This window comes from Gimesia chilikensis, from assembly GCF_008329715.1.
GTDB lineage: Bacteria > Planctomycetota > Planctomycetia > Planctomycetales > Planctomycetaceae > Gimesia > Gimesia chilikensis.
In genome coordinates, this window is sequence record NZ_VTSR01000010.1 from 1 (window position 1) to 16,300 (window position 16,300).

The 16,300-nt window shown below is 54.2% G+C and carries 9 protein-coding genes; 3 read left to right on the top strand and 6 right to left on the bottom strand.

Features of this window, described 5'->3' with window-relative positions; all coding sequences use genetic code 11:
• Positions 1-225 precede the first annotated feature (225 nt).
• From FYZ48_RS15110 to FYZ48_RS15120, 3 genes are all read right to left on the bottom strand, one after another.
• On the bottom strand, positions 226-1,734 hold the full coding sequence (locus tag FYZ48_RS15110; protein WP_149341764.1) for a glutamate synthase subunit beta: 1,509 nt from the start codon (positions 1,732-1,734) through the stop codon (positions 226-228).
• Positions 1,735-1,844: 110 nt separating this feature from the next.
• Positions 1,845-6,464, bottom strand: coding sequence for a glutamate synthase large subunit (gltB, locus tag FYZ48_RS15115; RefSeq protein ID WP_198422230.1), 4,620 nt, complete (start codon positions 6,462-6,464; stop codon positions 1,845-1,847).
• A gap of 272 nt (positions 6,465-6,736) precedes the next feature.
• On the bottom strand, positions 6,737-7,729 hold the full coding sequence (locus tag FYZ48_RS15120) for a LysR family transcriptional regulator (protein ID WP_145036973.1): 993 nt from the start codon (positions 7,727-7,729) through the stop codon (positions 6,737-6,739).
• Positions 7,730-8,337: 608 nt separating this feature from the next.
• Between FYZ48_RS15120 and FYZ48_RS15125 the strand changes: the two genes are divergently transcribed.
• Positions 8,338-9,570, top strand: a complete 1,233-nt coding sequence (locus FYZ48_RS15125) for a hypothetical protein (protein ID WP_149341766.1) — start codon at positions 8,338-8,340, stop codon at positions 9,568-9,570.
• A gap of 114 nt (positions 9,571-9,684) precedes the next feature.
• Here FYZ48_RS15125 and FYZ48_RS15130 read toward each other — a convergent pair whose 3' ends face one another.
• Positions 9,685-9,915, bottom strand: coding sequence for a hypothetical protein (locus FYZ48_RS15130; protein ID WP_149341768.1), 231 nt, complete (start codon positions 9,913-9,915; stop codon positions 9,685-9,687).
• Positions 9,916-10,412: 497 nt separating this feature from the next.
• On the opposite strand from FYZ48_RS15130, the gene FYZ48_RS15135 reads away from it, so the two are divergent.
• Positions 10,413-10,751, top strand: coding sequence for an antibiotic biosynthesis monooxygenase family protein (locus FYZ48_RS15135; protein WP_149341770.1), 339 nt, complete (start codon positions 10,413-10,415; stop codon positions 10,749-10,751).
• Positions 10,752-10,757: 6 nt separating this feature from the next.
• Here the strand turns inward: FYZ48_RS15135 and FYZ48_RS15140 are convergent, their stop codons facing one another.
• Positions 10,758-13,157, bottom strand: coding sequence for a M1 family metallopeptidase (locus FYZ48_RS15140; protein ID WP_149341772.1), 2,400 nt, complete (start codon positions 13,155-13,157; stop codon positions 10,758-10,760).
• A 159-nt stretch (positions 13,158-13,316) separates the two neighbouring features.
• A complete protein-coding gene (locus FYZ48_RS15145) occupies positions 13,317-14,324 on the bottom strand; it encodes a glutamate cyclase domain-containing protein (protein WP_149341774.1) in 1,008 nt (335 codons plus the stop codon).
• A gap of 558 nt (positions 14,325-14,882) precedes the next feature.
• Here FYZ48_RS15145 and FYZ48_RS15150 point away from each other — a divergent pair.
• The gene (locus FYZ48_RS15150) at positions 14,883-16,208 is read left to right on the top strand and encodes a cytochrome c (protein WP_149341776.1); all 1,326 of its coding nucleotides are present in this window, start codon (positions 14,883-14,885) and stop codon (positions 16,206-16,208) included.
• Positions 16,209-16,300: the final 92 nt, after the last annotated feature.

Here is a 16,300-nt window from a genome sequence, read left to right on the forward strand (position 1 = left end):
AAGGTTGTAACAAACTATGTTTACCACGCGTTAAAGAATACCACCACCGGCTCGACCTTCTTTCATAGTTTCACCCTGGCACCTTTTATTCACAGCAGTCGAATTGCCAGTTCCCAACGGACACCAGAAACCATAAGCATGTTCGCCACACCCCCAGGCGCAACAAAAAAGCACTCCTGTCCGCAAACAGGAGTGCTTCATTTTTATCACTTTATCACCACTGCATTACGGCAGTTCGGTCGCTCCCATCAGGTAGCGATCACATTCACGGGCGGCGCCGCGGCCTTCGTTGATCGCCCAGACGATCAGGCTCTGACCACGTCGGCAGTCGCCGGCGGCGAAGACACCGTCGATGTTTGTGGTGTACTGCTCATGCTCGGCTTTGAAGTTCGAACGGGCGTCGGTTTCCAGGCTCAGCTGCTCGCTGATGATGTGCTCGGGGCCTAAGAACCCGAGTGCCAGGAAGACCAGGTCGCATTCGAGTTCCTGTTCCGAACCGGGAACCACGCTGAACGGAGGACCGTTCTCAACCGGCTTGGACCAGTCGACTTCGCAGACCTTGATCGCTTTCAGGTTGCCTTTGCCGTCGCCCACGAATTCGAGGGTCGACATCTGGAACATCCGCGGATCTTTGCCGAATACGGCAGCCGCTTCTTCGTGACCGTAGTCCACGCGGAAGATCTTCGGCCACTGAGGCCAGGGGTTGTTCGCGGCCCGCTCCATCGGAGGCTGAGGCACGATTTCCAGGTTGATCAGGCTTTCGCAGTTCTGACGCATCGCGGTACCCAGGCAGTCGTTACCGGTATCACCACCGCCGATCACGACAACTTTCTTGCCTTCGGCGTTGATGAAACCCTCAACCGGAGAGTTCTCGTAATGCTTGCTTTCCAGACCTGACTCCAGCAGGCTCTTCGTATTCTTCGACAGGTATTCCATCGCGAAGTGCACGCCCTTCAGATCACGGCCCGGAATGGGCAGATCGCGGGGCTTGGTCGCACCGGTGCAGAGCACGACAGCATCGAAATCTTTCATCAGTTGATCCGCGGTGATGTCCACGCCGATCGAAGTATTGGTGATGAATTCCACCCCTTCGTCAGCCAGCAGATCGACACGACGCTGTACGATCCACTTCTCCAGCTTCATGTTGGGGATGCCGTACATCAACAGACCACCAATGCGGTCATCGCGTTCGTAGACGGTTACGCTGTGACCGGCGGTATTCAGCTGAGCGGCGGCAGCCAGTCCGGCAGGACCGGAACCGACGACAGCGACTTTCTTGCCGGTACGTGTTTTAGGAGGACTCGGCTGGACCCAACCCTGATCAAAGGCGTGATCGATGATCGAGTTCTCGATGTTCTTGATCGTCACCGGAGGTTCGTGAATCCCCAGTACGCAGGCCCCTTCACAAGGTGCGGGACAGACCCGACCGGTGAATTCCGGGAAGTTGTTTGTCTTGTGCAGACTGTCGAGTGCATCCTGCCAGCGACCGTTGTAGATGTGGTCGTTCCACTCGGGGATCAGGTTGTTAATCGGACAACCCGAGGCCATGCCTGCCAGGGTTTTCCCGGTGTGGCAGAAGGGAATCCCACAGTCCATGCAGCGAGCGCCCTGGTTGCTGAGCTCTTCATCAGTCAGATGATCGTGGAACTCATTCCAGTCCAGAATCCGCAGTTCCGGTTTTTTGTCGGCACCCAGTTCTCGCGTAAATTCCATGAAGCCGGTTGGCTTACCCATAGTTCTATCTCACTCTAAAAATGTGTTAGCTCTTATACAGAAGAAGCAATATGCTCCTGGGAAGGCGTTCCTGTCACGCGGTTCAGACGCGACAGGAACACGGTTTGTCACTAGACGCTGGCGGCAGCTTCCGCTTCTTCAGCTGCCATTTCCAGCAAAGCCCGCTTGTAATCCACAGGCATGACTTTCTTGAACAGTTCCAGTTCGTTTTCCCAGTTATCCAGAATCGCTTTGGCCACGGTCGAACCGGTGAACTTGCGATGATTGTCAATCAGCTCTTTCAGTTCCGCGATGTCCTCGGAATCTTCCAGCCGTTCCAGTTCCACGGTTTCCAGATTGCTGTTCTGCAGCAGATGACCTTCGGGATCGTAGACATAAGCCACACCACCCGACATCCCGGCGGCAAAGTTGCGTCCGGTTTCACCGAGAACAACGGCCCGACCGCCGGTCATGTATTCACAACCGTGATCGCCGATCCCTTCCACAACCGCTTTCGCTCCGGAGTTACGCACACAGAAACGTTCTGCAGCCTGACCGCGAATATAAACTTCACCTTCGGTCGCACCGTAGAGGTTCACGTTACCGACGATGATGTTATCTTCCGGCTTGAAGGTCGAATTCTCGGGCGGATAGATAATGATCCGTCCGCCGCTGAGACCTTTACCAACATAGTCGTTGGCATCGCCTTCGTGCTCGATGGTAATCCCGTGTGCCAGCCAGGCCCCCAGGGACTGTCCTGCGGAACCCTTACTGTTGATGTGAATCGTTTCATCGGGCAGACCTTCTGCACCATGATGCTTGGAAACCTCGTGGCTCAGCATCGTACCGAAGGTGCGGTCCGTATTCTTGAGTTTCACATCGATGGTGACCGACTCACCATTCTGGATCGCAGGCTGTGCCTCGCTGATCAGCAGGTTGTCGATCACGACTTCCAGACCGTGCTGCTGGTCCATCGTGCAATAAGTACCCACGTTTTCGTGTGGCTTTTCAGCCAGTCGCAGAATCGGAGTCAGGTCCAGGTGCTTCGCTTTCCAGTGAGCAACCCCTTCATCCAGTTCCAGAACGTCGCTGCGTCCGACCATCTCGTTGATGGTGCGGAATCCGAGTTCAGCCATGATTTCACGGGCCTCTTCTGCCAGCAGGAAGAAGTAGTTGACCACGTGCTCGGGCTGACCGGCGAACTTCTTACGCAGTTCCGGATTCTGAGTCGCAATCCCGACCGGGCAGGTATTCAGGTGACACTTACGCATCATGATACAGCCCATGGTGATCAGCGGCCCGGTGGAGAAGCCGTACTCTTCGGCTCCCAGCAGGGTGGCGATCACGATGTCGCGACCGGTTTTCAGCTGACCGTCAGTCTGCAGACGCACACGGCTGCGGAGATCGTTGAGCACCAGCGTCTGGTGGGTTTCCGAAATCCCCAGTTCCCAGGGCAGACCGGCGTGCTTCACACTGGTCAGCGGAGAGGCCCCGGTACCACCGGAAGCTCCCGAGATCAGGATGTTGTCGGCATGACCTTTGGCCACACCCGAAGCAATCGTACCCACGCCGACTTCCGATACCAGCTTCACGCTGATCCGGGCCGAGGGGTTACTGTTCTTCAGGTCGTAAATCAGCTGCGAAAGGTCTTCGATCGAGTAAATATCGTGATGCGGCGGAGGACTGATCAGCCCGACCCCCGGAGTGGAGTGACGTACCGAAGCAATGATCTTGTTGACCTTATGCCCGGGCAGTTCGCCCCCTTCTCCCGGCTTCGCACCTTGAGAAATCTTGATCTGCAGTTCGTCAGCATTGGTCAGGTACCAGCTGGTCACACCAAACCGCCCGGAAGCGATCTGCTTAATGGCCGACCGTTTGGAATCGCCGTTATCCAGTGGCTTGAAGCGCGAATAATCTTCGCCCCCTTCACCGGTGTTACTCTTGCCACCCAGACGGTTCATCGCGATCGCCAGGGCTTCGTGAGATTCAGCCGAGATCGAACCGTAGCTCATCGCACCGGTACAGAATCGCTTGACGATTTCCGTCACCGGTTCGACTTCGTCCAGCGGAATCGGTTCCCGCTTTTTGAAGGCCAGCAGACCACGCAGGTGACACTGCCGGGTCGTCTCTTCATTAACGGCTTTCGCGAACTGCTTGTAGGCACCCTTGTCGCCCGAGCTCGCAGCAGCCTGCAGGTTGGCAATGTTTTCCGGTGACCAGGAGTGCTTTTCTCCGTTGGCCCGCCAGTGGTAAACACCGGGGTTAGGCAGAACGGGCAGACGCTTCTGATCCCGCTGCGGGTAGCCGATGTTGTGACGCATTTCGCATTCTTTGGCAACCACGTCAAAACCGATTCCCTTGATCCGGCTGGCGGTTCCTGAGAAGCAGGCTTCGATGATTTCCTGGTTCAGACCAACGGCTTCGAAGATCTGGGCGCCCTTGTAACTCTGCAGGGTCGAGATGCCCATCTTGGCCATCACTTTCAGCATCCCTTTACAGACACCTTTGCGATAGGCAGAGACGATGGAACTACGATCCCACTTGGCAGCATCCAGCTCGCCGACTTCCAGCGAGTGCCAGAGGGCTTCGAAGGCCATGTACGGGTTGATTGCATCGGCACCGTAGCCGAACAGCAGACAGTGGTGATGTACTTCGCGGGCTTCGCCGGTTTCCAGTACAATCCCGATCTGCGTACGCTGTTCGTTGCGAACCAGGTGATGGTGAATCGCTCCACAGGAAACCAGGGTCGGCAGAGCGACACGATCTTTACAGACGGCCCGGTCCGAAACCACGATCAGGCTGAAGCCATCGGCGATCGCCTGTGAGGCTTCTTCCCGAATCCGATCCAGGGCAGCCCGGAAACCGGCTTCCCCTTCTGACTTGGGATAAGTCACGTCGATGGTTTTGGTTTTCCAGCCACGGTAATCCATCTTCTTGATGGCGGCCAGTTGCTCGTTGGTGATGATCGGCTCGGGAATGAGCAGTCGATGACACTGGTCTTCGGTCGATTCCAGCAGGTTGCCTTCCGGACCGATGTAACATTCCAGCGACATGATGACTTCCTCGCGGATCGAGTCGATCGCGGGGTTCGTCACCTGGGCGAACAGCTGGTGGAAGTAATCGTAAATCAGGCGTGGCTGATCGCTGAGGCAGGCCAGGGCCGCATCGTTCCCCATGGAACCGATGGGATCCTTCTTGGCTTTGATCAGCGGAATCAGCATGAACTTCAGCGTTTCGAATGTAAAACCAAAGGCCTGCAGACGAGACAGCAGCTCTTCGGTCGGAACCGAATCGATCTTCTCAGCGGGTGGCAGGTCCTGCAGACGCAGACGCTGGTTCTGCAGCCATTCCTGGTAAGGACGCTTGGTGGCGTACTTTTCTTTGATCTCTTCATCGGGGATCAGGCGGCCTTCTTCGAAGTCAACCAGGAACATCTTTCCGGGCTGCAGACGGCCTTTTTCCTTAACCAGTTTCGGATCAACTTCCAGGGTTCCCACTTCGCTGGCCATGATGACGCGATCGTCGTGAGTCACATAGTAACGACTGGGACGCAGACCGTTCCGGTCCAGCACGGCGCCGATACATTTACCATCGGTGAAGGAAACTGATGCCGGCCCGTCCCATGGTTCCTGCAAGGCGGAGTAATATTCATAGAACGCACGCTTGGCGACGGAAATGGAATGATGGTTCTGCCAGGCTTCTGGAATCATCATCATCATCACTTCCGGCAGCGGACGACCGGACATCAGCAGCAGTTCGAGTGCGTTGTCGAAGTTACCCGAGTCCGAGCAGTGCGGCTCGATGATCGGGAACAGCTTGTTCAGATCGTCGCCGAACAGCTCGCTGGACATCATTCCCTGGCGGGCATACATCCAGTTGGCGTTCCCACGCAGGGTATTGATTTCCCCGTTATGGGCCATGAAGCGGCACGGCTGTGCCCGGTCCCAGCTGGGGAAGGTGTTTGTTGAGAAGCGGGAGTGTACCATCGCCAGGTGGCTGGTGAAGTCTTCCGCCTGCAGGTCGGGGTAGAACGGCATCACCTGATCGGGAGTCAGCATTCCTTTGTAAACCAGGATGTTGCTGGACAGCGAACAGAAGTAGAACATCAGTCCCTGGGGCAGGCTGCTGCCTTCACGCAACTGGCGGCTGGAAGCCTTCAGGATGATGTACAGCTGCCGTTCCAGGTGATCCTGGTCAGCGACCTTGTGATTCGAAGTGGAAATGAAGACCTGCTCCATGTGCGGCAGAGCACGCAGCGCGGAGGGACCGATGTCGGCCTTGGTCGGTTCCACGGGCAGTTCACGCCAGCCCAGGACAACCAGTCCCTGGGCATTGACGGTCTCTTCCACGACCTTTTTGCAGTGTTCCCGCTGTGATTCATCGGTCGGCAGGAAGACATTTCCCATGCCGTAATGACCCGAGGGAGGCAGATCGAGATTCAGATCTTCCTTCACCACGCGTTGCAGGAAGTCGTGAGGCATGGAAACCAGAATACCGGCACCATCGCCCGTATTTTCTTCGCAGCCACAGGCGCCACGGTGTGTCATATGACGCAGCATTTCATCGGCGTCGACCACAATCTGGTGTGACCGTTTGCCTTTGATATGGGCGACGAAACCCACACCACAGCTGTCATGCTCGAATTCCGGATCGTAGAGCCCATGAGCTTCCGGGAAACGCCCCACTTGAAACAGGGAGTTTTGTGCTTTGTTTTCGGAATCAGTTCCACGTCGAACGGTTCGACTCGTCATCTTACTTCACCATTCAAACTAATGTTTTCAAAATCGATGCCACCCGGGCATCTTCAGTTTATCGCGAACAAGCTTCGCACTCAGTAATCTGTTTCAGCAGACGACGCTCCCCTGAGGAAACCATGTCTGCCTGACCCGGCCGAAACCGGAACGTTTTCTGTCAAAGATCTACCATCGGTAATTCTGAATCTTCTTCAGGGAGAGTCTGCTCCCGACTCAGAAAAAGCTGGATCCATCCCAACCAGAAACAACCTGCAGAGAAAACTGCCAGTTTACTCTCGCGCTATTAACGGACCGAATGAAAATGCATCCATACTGGAAGAATTCTCTCCCGCTGATGCAGATCCCTCGGTCGTTTCTCGATGAGCGCTTGAGAAATTCGCGGGGTTTTCATGCAGGACTTCTATGAATTTCGATACCACGTCATCGGGTACCGACTTCTGTTTTCTCTGAATGATCCCAATCGGACGGAACCATTCCACCTGTTCCAGGCGTACGATTTTTAATGACTGATCCTGAACTTCACGGCTGACGGTCGGCAGAGGCAGGATCGCAATTCCCGCTTCGGCTTCCACCGCACGCTTGATGTTCTCAATATTGTCAAATTCATGGATCAGCTGTACGTGCACACCGGCTTTTTTCAGCCAGCGATCCATTTTCTGTCGAACGACTAATTCTGATGTGAATGCCACGAAGGGCTCATTTTCAATGTCCCCTACCTCACAACTGACCTGATCTGCCAGCCGGTGACCGGGGTAGACCACCAGTACCATCGGCTGTTCCTGCCAGAGGATGCTGGTGAGATCTTTGTCTTCCTTGGGGAAAGAAACCAGTCCCAGATCGGCCTGGTTCTCGCTGACCCGCTGATAGACTTCGTCCGGATGCAGATAATCGAGGTTGATCATCACTTCCGGATACAGGTGCTGGAACTGCTCAACATAGTCGTGCATCTGGGCCAGACCCACCGAGTAAATGGCGGCAATCCGCACCCGGTTCTTTGTCTGACCAATCGCGCGACGAACCTGTTCCTCGACCTGCTCGAAGGATCTCAGCAACTGCTGGCAGCCATCAAAATAAATCGAACCAGCGGGCGTTAATTCAAACGGACGCTTCGAACGATCGATCAGCTGCGCTCCCAGCCGCTTCTCTAATGCATGCACGGCCTGACTGGCTGCCGACTGGGACACACGACGAACCTCAGCAGCTTTGGAAAAGCTGCCGTGCACGACGACATCACAGAACAGTTCGGCATTTCGCAGGTGCATGGGAGAGAATCGAGAGCCTTTTATAAGGAAAACTAATAATAGCTGCTTCGAACTATTTAAATTTCGAATACGGCACAGTGTAGAGTTGCTGAAGGCAATAAGTCAAGCGTCTGCTCATATGAAAAACGGGGACCACGGACTTACGCAACGTCCAAAAACTGTAATCATATAACTATATTATACTTACGCTTACAGCCTCTGAACCGTCCCAGAATTGGGACGACAGCAGCCTGATATCAGGTCTGCCAGCTTCGGCTCAGACATCAGGAGATTCCGATACAGAATTGCCTCCCACATCTGTCAGACACTTATGCCAGACACCGGTTCTATTAAAATTACTTATACTGACCGAAACCGCCTGTAATCCGCTGAAAATAACCTATGTTTCAGCTGAGAACCCTTCCGCAGCGCCGCGGGAGATACAGATTTGTTTGATCCGCCGACCACTGGTCCGCGTTCCCTCAATCCCTGATTCTCAAAGATCACTCCAGTCTGCGAACCTGTTCAACTGACGGGACCGGAGTTAAGATCGACACTGACTACTGTAAAAGGATGCAGTAATCCCTGCTCCACTTCCGCCAGTTCTCTTCTTTCGCAAAGGATCTCTGATGAGAAAATCAGCCCCGCTCTTCACTCTGCTCTTCTTCCTGGGAACGCTCCCCCTGCTTTCCGGGTGTGGTTCCTCAGCCCAGCAGGCCGGTCCACCAGCGGGCCCTGCAGAATCGATGCAGAACCTGATGCAGGGCATTGCCGATGAGAACCTGGTTGAGCTCTGGAACTTTTTTCCCGCCAGTTATCAGCAACAGTGGAATGACCAAACACGTGAATTCGCCGCGAAAGTGGACCCCGAGTTGTATAATGGCATCTTCAATACCGCCCAACGGATTACCAGCCTGCTGAAAGACAAGAAAGAGTTCATCCTCAAGAACCAGATGATCCAGGGATTACCCGTTCCCCAGGAAAGGCTGAGTGAGTTCTGGGATCCAACCGTCGGCATCCTGGCAACGATTGCCAATGGTGAAGTATCCAGCGTGGAAAAACTGAAAGATTTTAATGCTAAGACTTACCTCAATAGTGAGGGAAATATTGTCCTCAAAAAGGTCTTCCAGATCAGTGAAATGATCCCTAAAAAAGAGGGAGAACTCAACTTCCGCGAACGAATTAAGCAGACCAAAGTCACCCTCATCTCGGAAGAAGGTGACACAGCAAAGATCAAGATCGAAGCACCCGGCGAGGAGCCCCGAGAACAGGTTATGATCAAAGTAGAAGATAAATGGATTCCCGATAAGCTGCAAAGTTTGTGGAAAAGACAGTTGGATCAATCACGTCAGGAAATTGCTGAAATCACACCAGAATCAATGCAGGCCAGCAAGCAGAAAGTTATGCCGGTCCTCAAGGGTATCAATGAACAACTGGCGATACTGGAAAACGCCAAAACCGAAGCAGAATTCAATCAGAAACTGACTCCGATCATCATGCCGGTCGCCATGCTCGGCCCCATGCTGCAGGCCCAACTGGGTGGTGCTGCAATGGGAACCCCCATGGGATCACCGATGGCAGAAAGCCCCGGCGAAGCCAAACCGATTAATCCCAACACGATGATCAGCATCGTCGTCAACAAAAAGCTCACTCCAGGCGAACAGGATCCGATCATTGATGAGATCCTGCAGTCAGCCAACGACACCGAATCCCTGCAGGTGATTCCGACTGTCGATGGAGAGATCACCACCTTCAAGGTTTACCCGGTCGAAGACATCGAAGCGTTTTCGAAGAAGATCAAGTTCGGGAAGCCGTCCAAGGTCGATCCAGATTCCCGCTCGATTACTGTGGAACTGGAGTAACCGGTAAACTCCCCATTCCGATCGAGGCAATAAAAAAGGCCACTTCCTGTGAACATAGGAAGTGGCCTTAAGTTTTGCTGGTTTGCGCAGCAATCATTGTATCTCTGAGGAGACTTACGCAGCTTCAGAAAAATCTTCGTCGCTGTCGTCGCAGGCTTCTACGGTAGAATCCAGTTCGTCTTCTTCCTCTTCATAAACGAGGAAGTAGATCTCGTTCATGGCTTCTTCCAGATAGGAACGAATATTTTCGCTGTCTGTAGATTCAATCAGTGATTCCAGTGCAGCGACTACACGGTCGACTTCGTCACTGGTGATTTCTTCGAACTCTTCATTTTCTTCTGACATCATTACCTCCATGTCGTGTGTTTGACTACGTTAAGCAGGAAAAGCACGAAGTTTATTATCGGTCTTCCCCACCTAAAGCATTAGCACGGCCCTGTGCATTTTTTACCAGCTGAAACGTCAGTTGAGCCGATCCTCGACTTCGCCCGAAACGTCACAGCGCCACTGATTTTGTCGGAAAAGAAGTGAAACGAATCACGATTTCTTTTTCTTTTTCGAGTCCTTTTTCTTTGCGCTCGTCTTCTTTTTTGATTTCTTCTTTTTCTTCGCTTTTTCGACGGTCTTGTCACCAAAAATGCGGTCCCAGCCCTTCGTAAAATCCTCGCTTGACCCTGTGTGGACCGTATAACCCGTCACTTGAACGTCCTCCCATTGAAAAAATGAATCGAAAACAGCGGTTGTACTGTCTAAATTATTTATGAAACCAGAATTTGTGGCAAGCCTGAAATCCGGCCTCCCCGATCCCAGACTCCTGTTTTTCAGCAGAATCGGCTCTTCCCATGACTGACAACCAGAATTCGCCCCGCTATGCCGTCATTTTTCGCTCCCGGCGAACCCCCGATGAAGCAGGCTATGCTGAGATGGCGACCCGTATGGAAGAACAGGCACGCCAGCAGCCCGGCTTTCTGGAGCTGACTTCGCTTCGTGCCCCCGATGGAACGGGGGTCACAATCTCCTACTGGGACAGCCTGGAAGCCATCCGGGCCTGGAAGCAGCATCCGGAACATATTACAGCACAACAACTTGGGAAAGACAAATGGTACGCCCACTATACGGTCGAAATTGCGAAAATCGAGTCCATGTACCACTTTCCCACACCGGGTGATCCCCGCCGGTAACCCCGGCTATTCCTCTTTTTTCTCAGCCGATTTCTTGTCGTCCTTTTTCTTTTCCGCTTCCTCTGCCTGACGCTGTTTCTGCATTTCGTTCTTCGACTTCTTCGATTTTTCCAGTTGGAAGAAGGATTTGCCAATCGTCCGGGGGAACTCATTATTGGACAGCTGTGTATCTGCAGTCTCCCGGTGCGGATCCAGAGTCAGGCTTTTGAGGGGTTTCTCTGTCAGAATCAGCTTGGAAACACTCTGGTTGTTGTACCGCCAGATCTCCGCCGGAATCCGCAACATCCGGCTGGAGTCGTCATCGAAGGTCAACTTGAGAATCACAGGCATCACCAGTCCGCCATGGTTTTTCAAATCGACGAGGTAAAAGTAATTCTGTGTTTCCAGAAGCTTCTTCTCATCGGCGTCCAGTTCCTTGAGGTGAGATTCGAATTTCTTGCGGTCCGCATCGGTCACGTCGAGCTCGTCGTATTCGTTGTAGAAATCCTTCAGCTCCGGAAACTTTTCGGTCCGCTTAGGCAGCTTTTTATTCCGCATCTCCGAAAGCGACTCGGGCTCCTCATCGCGACGCTTCTTCCGCCGGACCTTATCCACGTAGGGATCACCGGTCTCCAATTGATACTGCCGCACGTTCTCGATTGCCATGTCGGTATGGTCGGTAGTGTAGAACCAGCCCCGCCAGAACCAGTCCAGATCGACGCCGGACGCATCTTCCATGGTGCGGAAGAAGTCCGCAGGCGTCGGCCGTTTGAACATCCAGCGACGGGAATACTCTTTGAACGCGTAATCGAACAGCTCACGGCCGAGCACGGTTTCCCGCAACACATTCAGCGCGGTCGCCGGCTTGCCATAGGCATTGTTCCCGAACTGCAGGATCGACTCCGAGTTCGTCATGATCGGCACCTGGTAACCGCTCTTCATGTAATCCACCATGTCGCGAGGTTCCCCGCGGCGGGACGGATATTCGTCTTCCCACTCCTGCTCGGTCAGGAACTGCAGGAACGTCGTGATCCCTTCATCCATCCACGTCCACTGCCGCTCGTCACTGTTGACGATCATCGGGAAATAGTTGTGTCCAACTTCGTGAATGATGACCGAGATCAACCCGTACTTGGTCCGCTTGGAATAAGTGCCATCCTTTTCGGGACGGGGACCGTTAAAGCAGATCATCGGATATTCCATGCCCCCCACCGGGCCGTTAACGGAAATCGCCACCGGGTAAGGATAGGGAAAGGTATACTTCGAAAACACATTCAACGTATGAATGATGGCGTGCGTCGAATACCTGCTCCAGAGCGGCTCCCCTTCGTTGGGGTAATAAGACATCGCCATAATCGGCTCAGCCTTGCCTTCCAGCTGATGTCCCTGGGCATCCCAGATAAATTTACGCGAGCTGGCAAACGCGAAATCGCGAACATTGTCCGCCTTGAAAACCCAGGTCTTCTTGCCTTTCGGCTTTGATTTCTCGTTCGCTTTCGCTTCTTCGGGAGTGATGATAAACATCGGTTTTTTCGCAGTTTTGGACTCATCCAGACGCGTGCGCTGCGTCTCGGTCAGCACTTCTTCCGGATTCTGTAGTACCCCGGAGGACGCGACCACATGATCGTCGGGCACCGTGATCCGCGTCAGAAAGTCGCCAAACTCCAGCGTGAATTCTCCGCGTCCCAGGAACTGCTTATGCTGCCAGCCCGTGTTGTCGGTGTAAGCCGCCATGCGGGGATACCAGTGGGCGATCTCATACAGAAAGTTCTTATCGTCTTTGAAATATTCGTAACCGGTACGCGCGGGACGGCTCTCCGAATCGTTGATCAGGTAACTCCAGTCCACGGAAAACTGTGTGCTCTCCCCGGTCTTCAACGGGCGGGGTAGATCGATCCGCATCATGGTTTTAATGATCTGATACGGCAGCTTGTTCCCCTCGGCATCCAGGACCGCAGTCACCTTCATGCTGCCGTCAAAAGTCTCCTTGGCCATCAACTGCTGCATCGACTTGTAGCCCACTTTCCCCAAAGGAGAATCCGTTCCTGTCAGGTGTGCATCTGAGTCGAAAGAGAGAATGTTCGTATCCAGCTGCAGCCAGAGATAGCTCAACGTATCGGGCGAATTGTTCGTGTAAGTAATTTTTTCCGAACCGATGATCTTCTGCAGCTTGTCGTCCAGCTCAACGTCGATCTCATAATCCGCCTGCTGCTGCCAGTACTTTTCTCCCGGTGCGCCGGACGCATTCCGAAACCCGTTCGGCGTAGGCAGCACTTCATCCAGCTGTCGGAATTTGTCTTCCTGCTTGAATTTATCGTTACTGACGGCCTGCCCGTAGAGCGTCGATCCGGAGAGGAGCAACAGGGTCAACAGGCAGAAACGGGAAGTCACCAGGAGCCGGGCGGACAGATTGCGGAGAGCGTTCATGGAGATAATCACTGTTCGTCTTGAAGTCTAAACGTCGGGAATGCGAGCAAAATCAGATTGAGAATCAACCCATTTTAACCCGGTTTCACTGTCGAAATGCAAGCCATTTCCCGTTTCCGGGCCGACTTTCGCTGGTTGTCTTACGCAGAAATGCAGAAATCAGCTGGTCAGAAATGAGAGAATCCCCTCCCAGGGCTGCATGTAAGTCAGAAAGGGGAGCCCGTCCACAGTCGCTTCCCGCTGGCGGGTCACACCATCTACGGCGTTCGCTTCACGGACCATCACTTCCAGAATCCGCAACTGTTCCTCCCGCTGCCAGCGGAACAGGGTCGCACTCTGATCCTTCAACAACGCGACAGACGCCGCCAGGGCCAACGCCCCCCAGTTACTCGTTCCCGCCACGATGTTCCAGTCAGTAGCCACCCGGCACGGAATCAGTCCCGCATGCGCCGAAGCGATCCGGCGCGCCAGTTCTTCCCAGGCAATCGCCCCCATGCCGATCTCATTTCCGCCATCCCCGACCCCAATCGACTTCGCTTCCGGAAAAAAGTCGGGCAGACGTTCAAACAACTGGTGCAGAGGCGCCGTATGAGAATCAATGATCTCTCCCCGCATGTTGTGACAGCGATCATGGTGGTCGCAGGGGACTTTTTCGTGAAATGCGGTCGGCTCCAAACCAGCCACCCGCTCCTGTCGGCCCCAGGAGTCCGGGGTATGGCTGGGGCCGACCCGTTCCACTGCTACCAGATGGCTGACCTTCCGGGTCGCATAAAATCGGGTCACCCAGTCGGGGTCATCCCCCTCAATCACATCGATCTGGTTCTCCGGATAAGCAAATGCCCGCGCCGTCGCTGCCACCACGGGCGCGCACAACGCATCGGTCACAATCGATGTCTGGATGCCACACTCCTGCAGCACCATCGCCAGCAGAATCGATCCCGGCGGGCCATCCGTCTCTGCAGACGGGATTTCCGCAGCGGGAATATAAAAACCGGTGGTAATCGCCACATGGGTGCCTGCCTGCACCAGATCCTGGGCGGCATGGAGTAAATGATCAGTGCACAAAGGCCCAAACCGGGCTTCCGAATCAATGAGCCCCCGTTTGCCCGGATCCCGGCGGATCAGGCGATCAAATTCTCGAATCAGTTCCGTTTGCGGGTTGCCCATTCCGGCCCATCTACTTCCACTGATATGTGGACAACAGGGAGAGAGAACGCGTCACTTAAACTCAGTCAAACTCTATGCATGCAGGAATCAGCGGGAGTCTCGCCCGAGACCGCCGATCCTACAGTTTACACTGGTTCCTCAGGAAACGACAGGCCGTGCCGATTGAAAAAGCCAGGCAAAGAAAATACCATATTACAGCTGTGATTCCCGCGATTGGGACCAGCGACGAAATGACCTTCCTGCTTGTGAGAAAAGACCCTCTACAAGGATTCGCTGGTTGTCAGAACGTCTGGGCATCGCCAGAATTACTTAAGTAACCAAGGTCGTAAGACCTCCCACCCCGCGCAAGCAAACCTGTCTGAGACATGATGGCGGTTTTAGCCGCTCAACCGGGTATTTTCATAGAACTTGAAGACCATCAGTGTGGCTGCTTCGCAAGCGGATTATCGGGATCCGTGAGCAGACGGGGTTACCCCCGAGTGTTACCCGATCAGAAATCAGTCTTATAATATAAAGTGAGGATTCACTTCTGTGAGATTTGGGTTAAGTCGTCTAAGCTTGTTGCTCCTCTTTCCGTTGTTCAGTCTGACCGGGTGCGAACAGCCTCAGGTCAACTTCGTCTTTTCCGAAAAGACCAACGAACTCGTTCCGGAAGCCGCCAAACCGGTGAAAGAAGCATTGGTCAGACAGTTTGGCAATCCCTTTGAACTCACTCAGTTTGAAGGGCTCCCCACCGACTTCGGCGACGTTGAAGGCTCCGTCAAAACCGTTCAGGCCAGCTCCGGCGAAGAGAAGTTGATCCGCTTCCAGGTCGAAGGCCTGCAGGACGCCTACCCCAAGCTGCTCGGACTCCCCCTGGAATGGACTTCGGGCAAGGGACAGGGACAGATCTCCCGCATCAAAGAATACAACTACGAAACCGGCACCATCGCCGTGGACAAGGCAGCAGACATCGATCCCCAGCCCGGCGATACCTTCCTGGTGGAATGTACGCGGCTGCAGTTCGGTCGCGATCTCTACAACCGCCACTGCATGCACTGTCACGGCATGAGCGGTGAAGGCACCGGGCCGACCTCGCGCTACCTGAATCCTCCGCCCCGCGATTTCCGCCAGGGCATCTACAAATACACGTCGACCAAACCGACGGCCAAAGCACAGAATGCCGACCTGGAACGCACCGTCAAAGAAGGCATCGCGGGCACCTATATGCCCTCCTTCAAACTGCTCACCGACGATGAAGTCTCCGCCATCGTAAACTACGTCATCTGGCTTTCCATCCGCGGAGAGACCGAAAAGAAAATCGTTGATGAACTCTTCTTCGACTATTCCAAGAAAGTGGTCGCTGAACGCACCAGCGAAGATGGCGGCGAATCTCGCGAAGACGTCATGGAAGAGCTCAAAGAATACATGGAACTCGACTTCCCGGACACTCTCGAATTCGCGACATCCAGCGTCGCGGAAGCCTGGGAAGAAGCCAACATGGAAGACGCCGTGGTCGTGCCTGAAACGCCACGGGTTCCCGATACCCCCGAATCACGCGAACGGGGCCGCAAACTCTACCTCGGCGATAAAACCAAGTGTGCCACCTGCCACGGTCCCCAGGGACGCGGCAACGGAACGGCGACCCAGGACTTCTGGACCAATCCGGCTACGAATGAGAAATATCCCAACCGCGGACTGCACGACATCTGGGGCAACCAGTTACCGCCTCGCGATCTGCACCGCGGTATCTACCGGGGCGGACGTCGCCCGATCGACGTCTACCGCCGGATGTACTCCGGTATTAAGGGAACACCGATGCCGGCCTTCGGCGGTCCGCTTTCGGATGAAGAATTGTGGGACCTGGTCAACTACGTGATGAGCCTGCCTTATTCCAGCAAATAAGTTCAGGTCCCAACCTGACCGGATCAACTGTTTCAGCGACTGATAATGAAAACGAATCATATCCTCAACCAGAAAACCAGAGGGGAGACCTG

Bases quoted from the DNA above. Each gene is read 5' to 3' on its own strand.
- FYZ48_RS15135 (WP_149341770.1), top strand. From the start codon at position 10,413: ATGACTGACAACCAGAATTCGCCCCGCTATGCCGTCATTTTTCGCTCC.
- FYZ48_RS15125 (WP_149341766.1), top strand. From the start codon at position 8,338: ATGAGAAAATCAGCCCCGCTCTTCACTCTGCTCTTCTTCCTGGGAACG.
- FYZ48_RS15110 (WP_149341764.1), bottom strand. From the start codon at position 1,734: ATGGGTAAGCCAACCGGCTTCATGGAATTTACGCGAGAACTGGGTGCC.
- FYZ48_RS15145 (WP_149341774.1), bottom strand. From the start codon at position 14,324: ATGGGCAACCCGCAAACGGAACTGATTCGAGAATTTGATCGCCTGATC.
- FYZ48_RS15120 (WP_145036973.1), bottom strand. From the start codon at position 7,729: ATGCACCTGCGAAATGCCGAACTGTTCTGTGATGTCGTCGTGCACGGC.
- FYZ48_RS15140 (WP_149341772.1), bottom strand. From the start codon at position 13,157: ATGAACGCTCTCCGCAATCTGTCCGCCCGGCTCCTGGTGACTTCCCGT.
- gltB (WP_198422230.1), bottom strand. From the start codon at position 6,464: ATGACGAGTCGAACCGTTCGACGTGGAACTGATTCCGAAAACAAAGCA.
- FYZ48_RS15130 (WP_149341768.1), bottom strand. From the start codon at position 9,915: ATGTCAGAAGAAAATGAAGAGTTCGAAGAAATCACCAGTGACGAAGTC.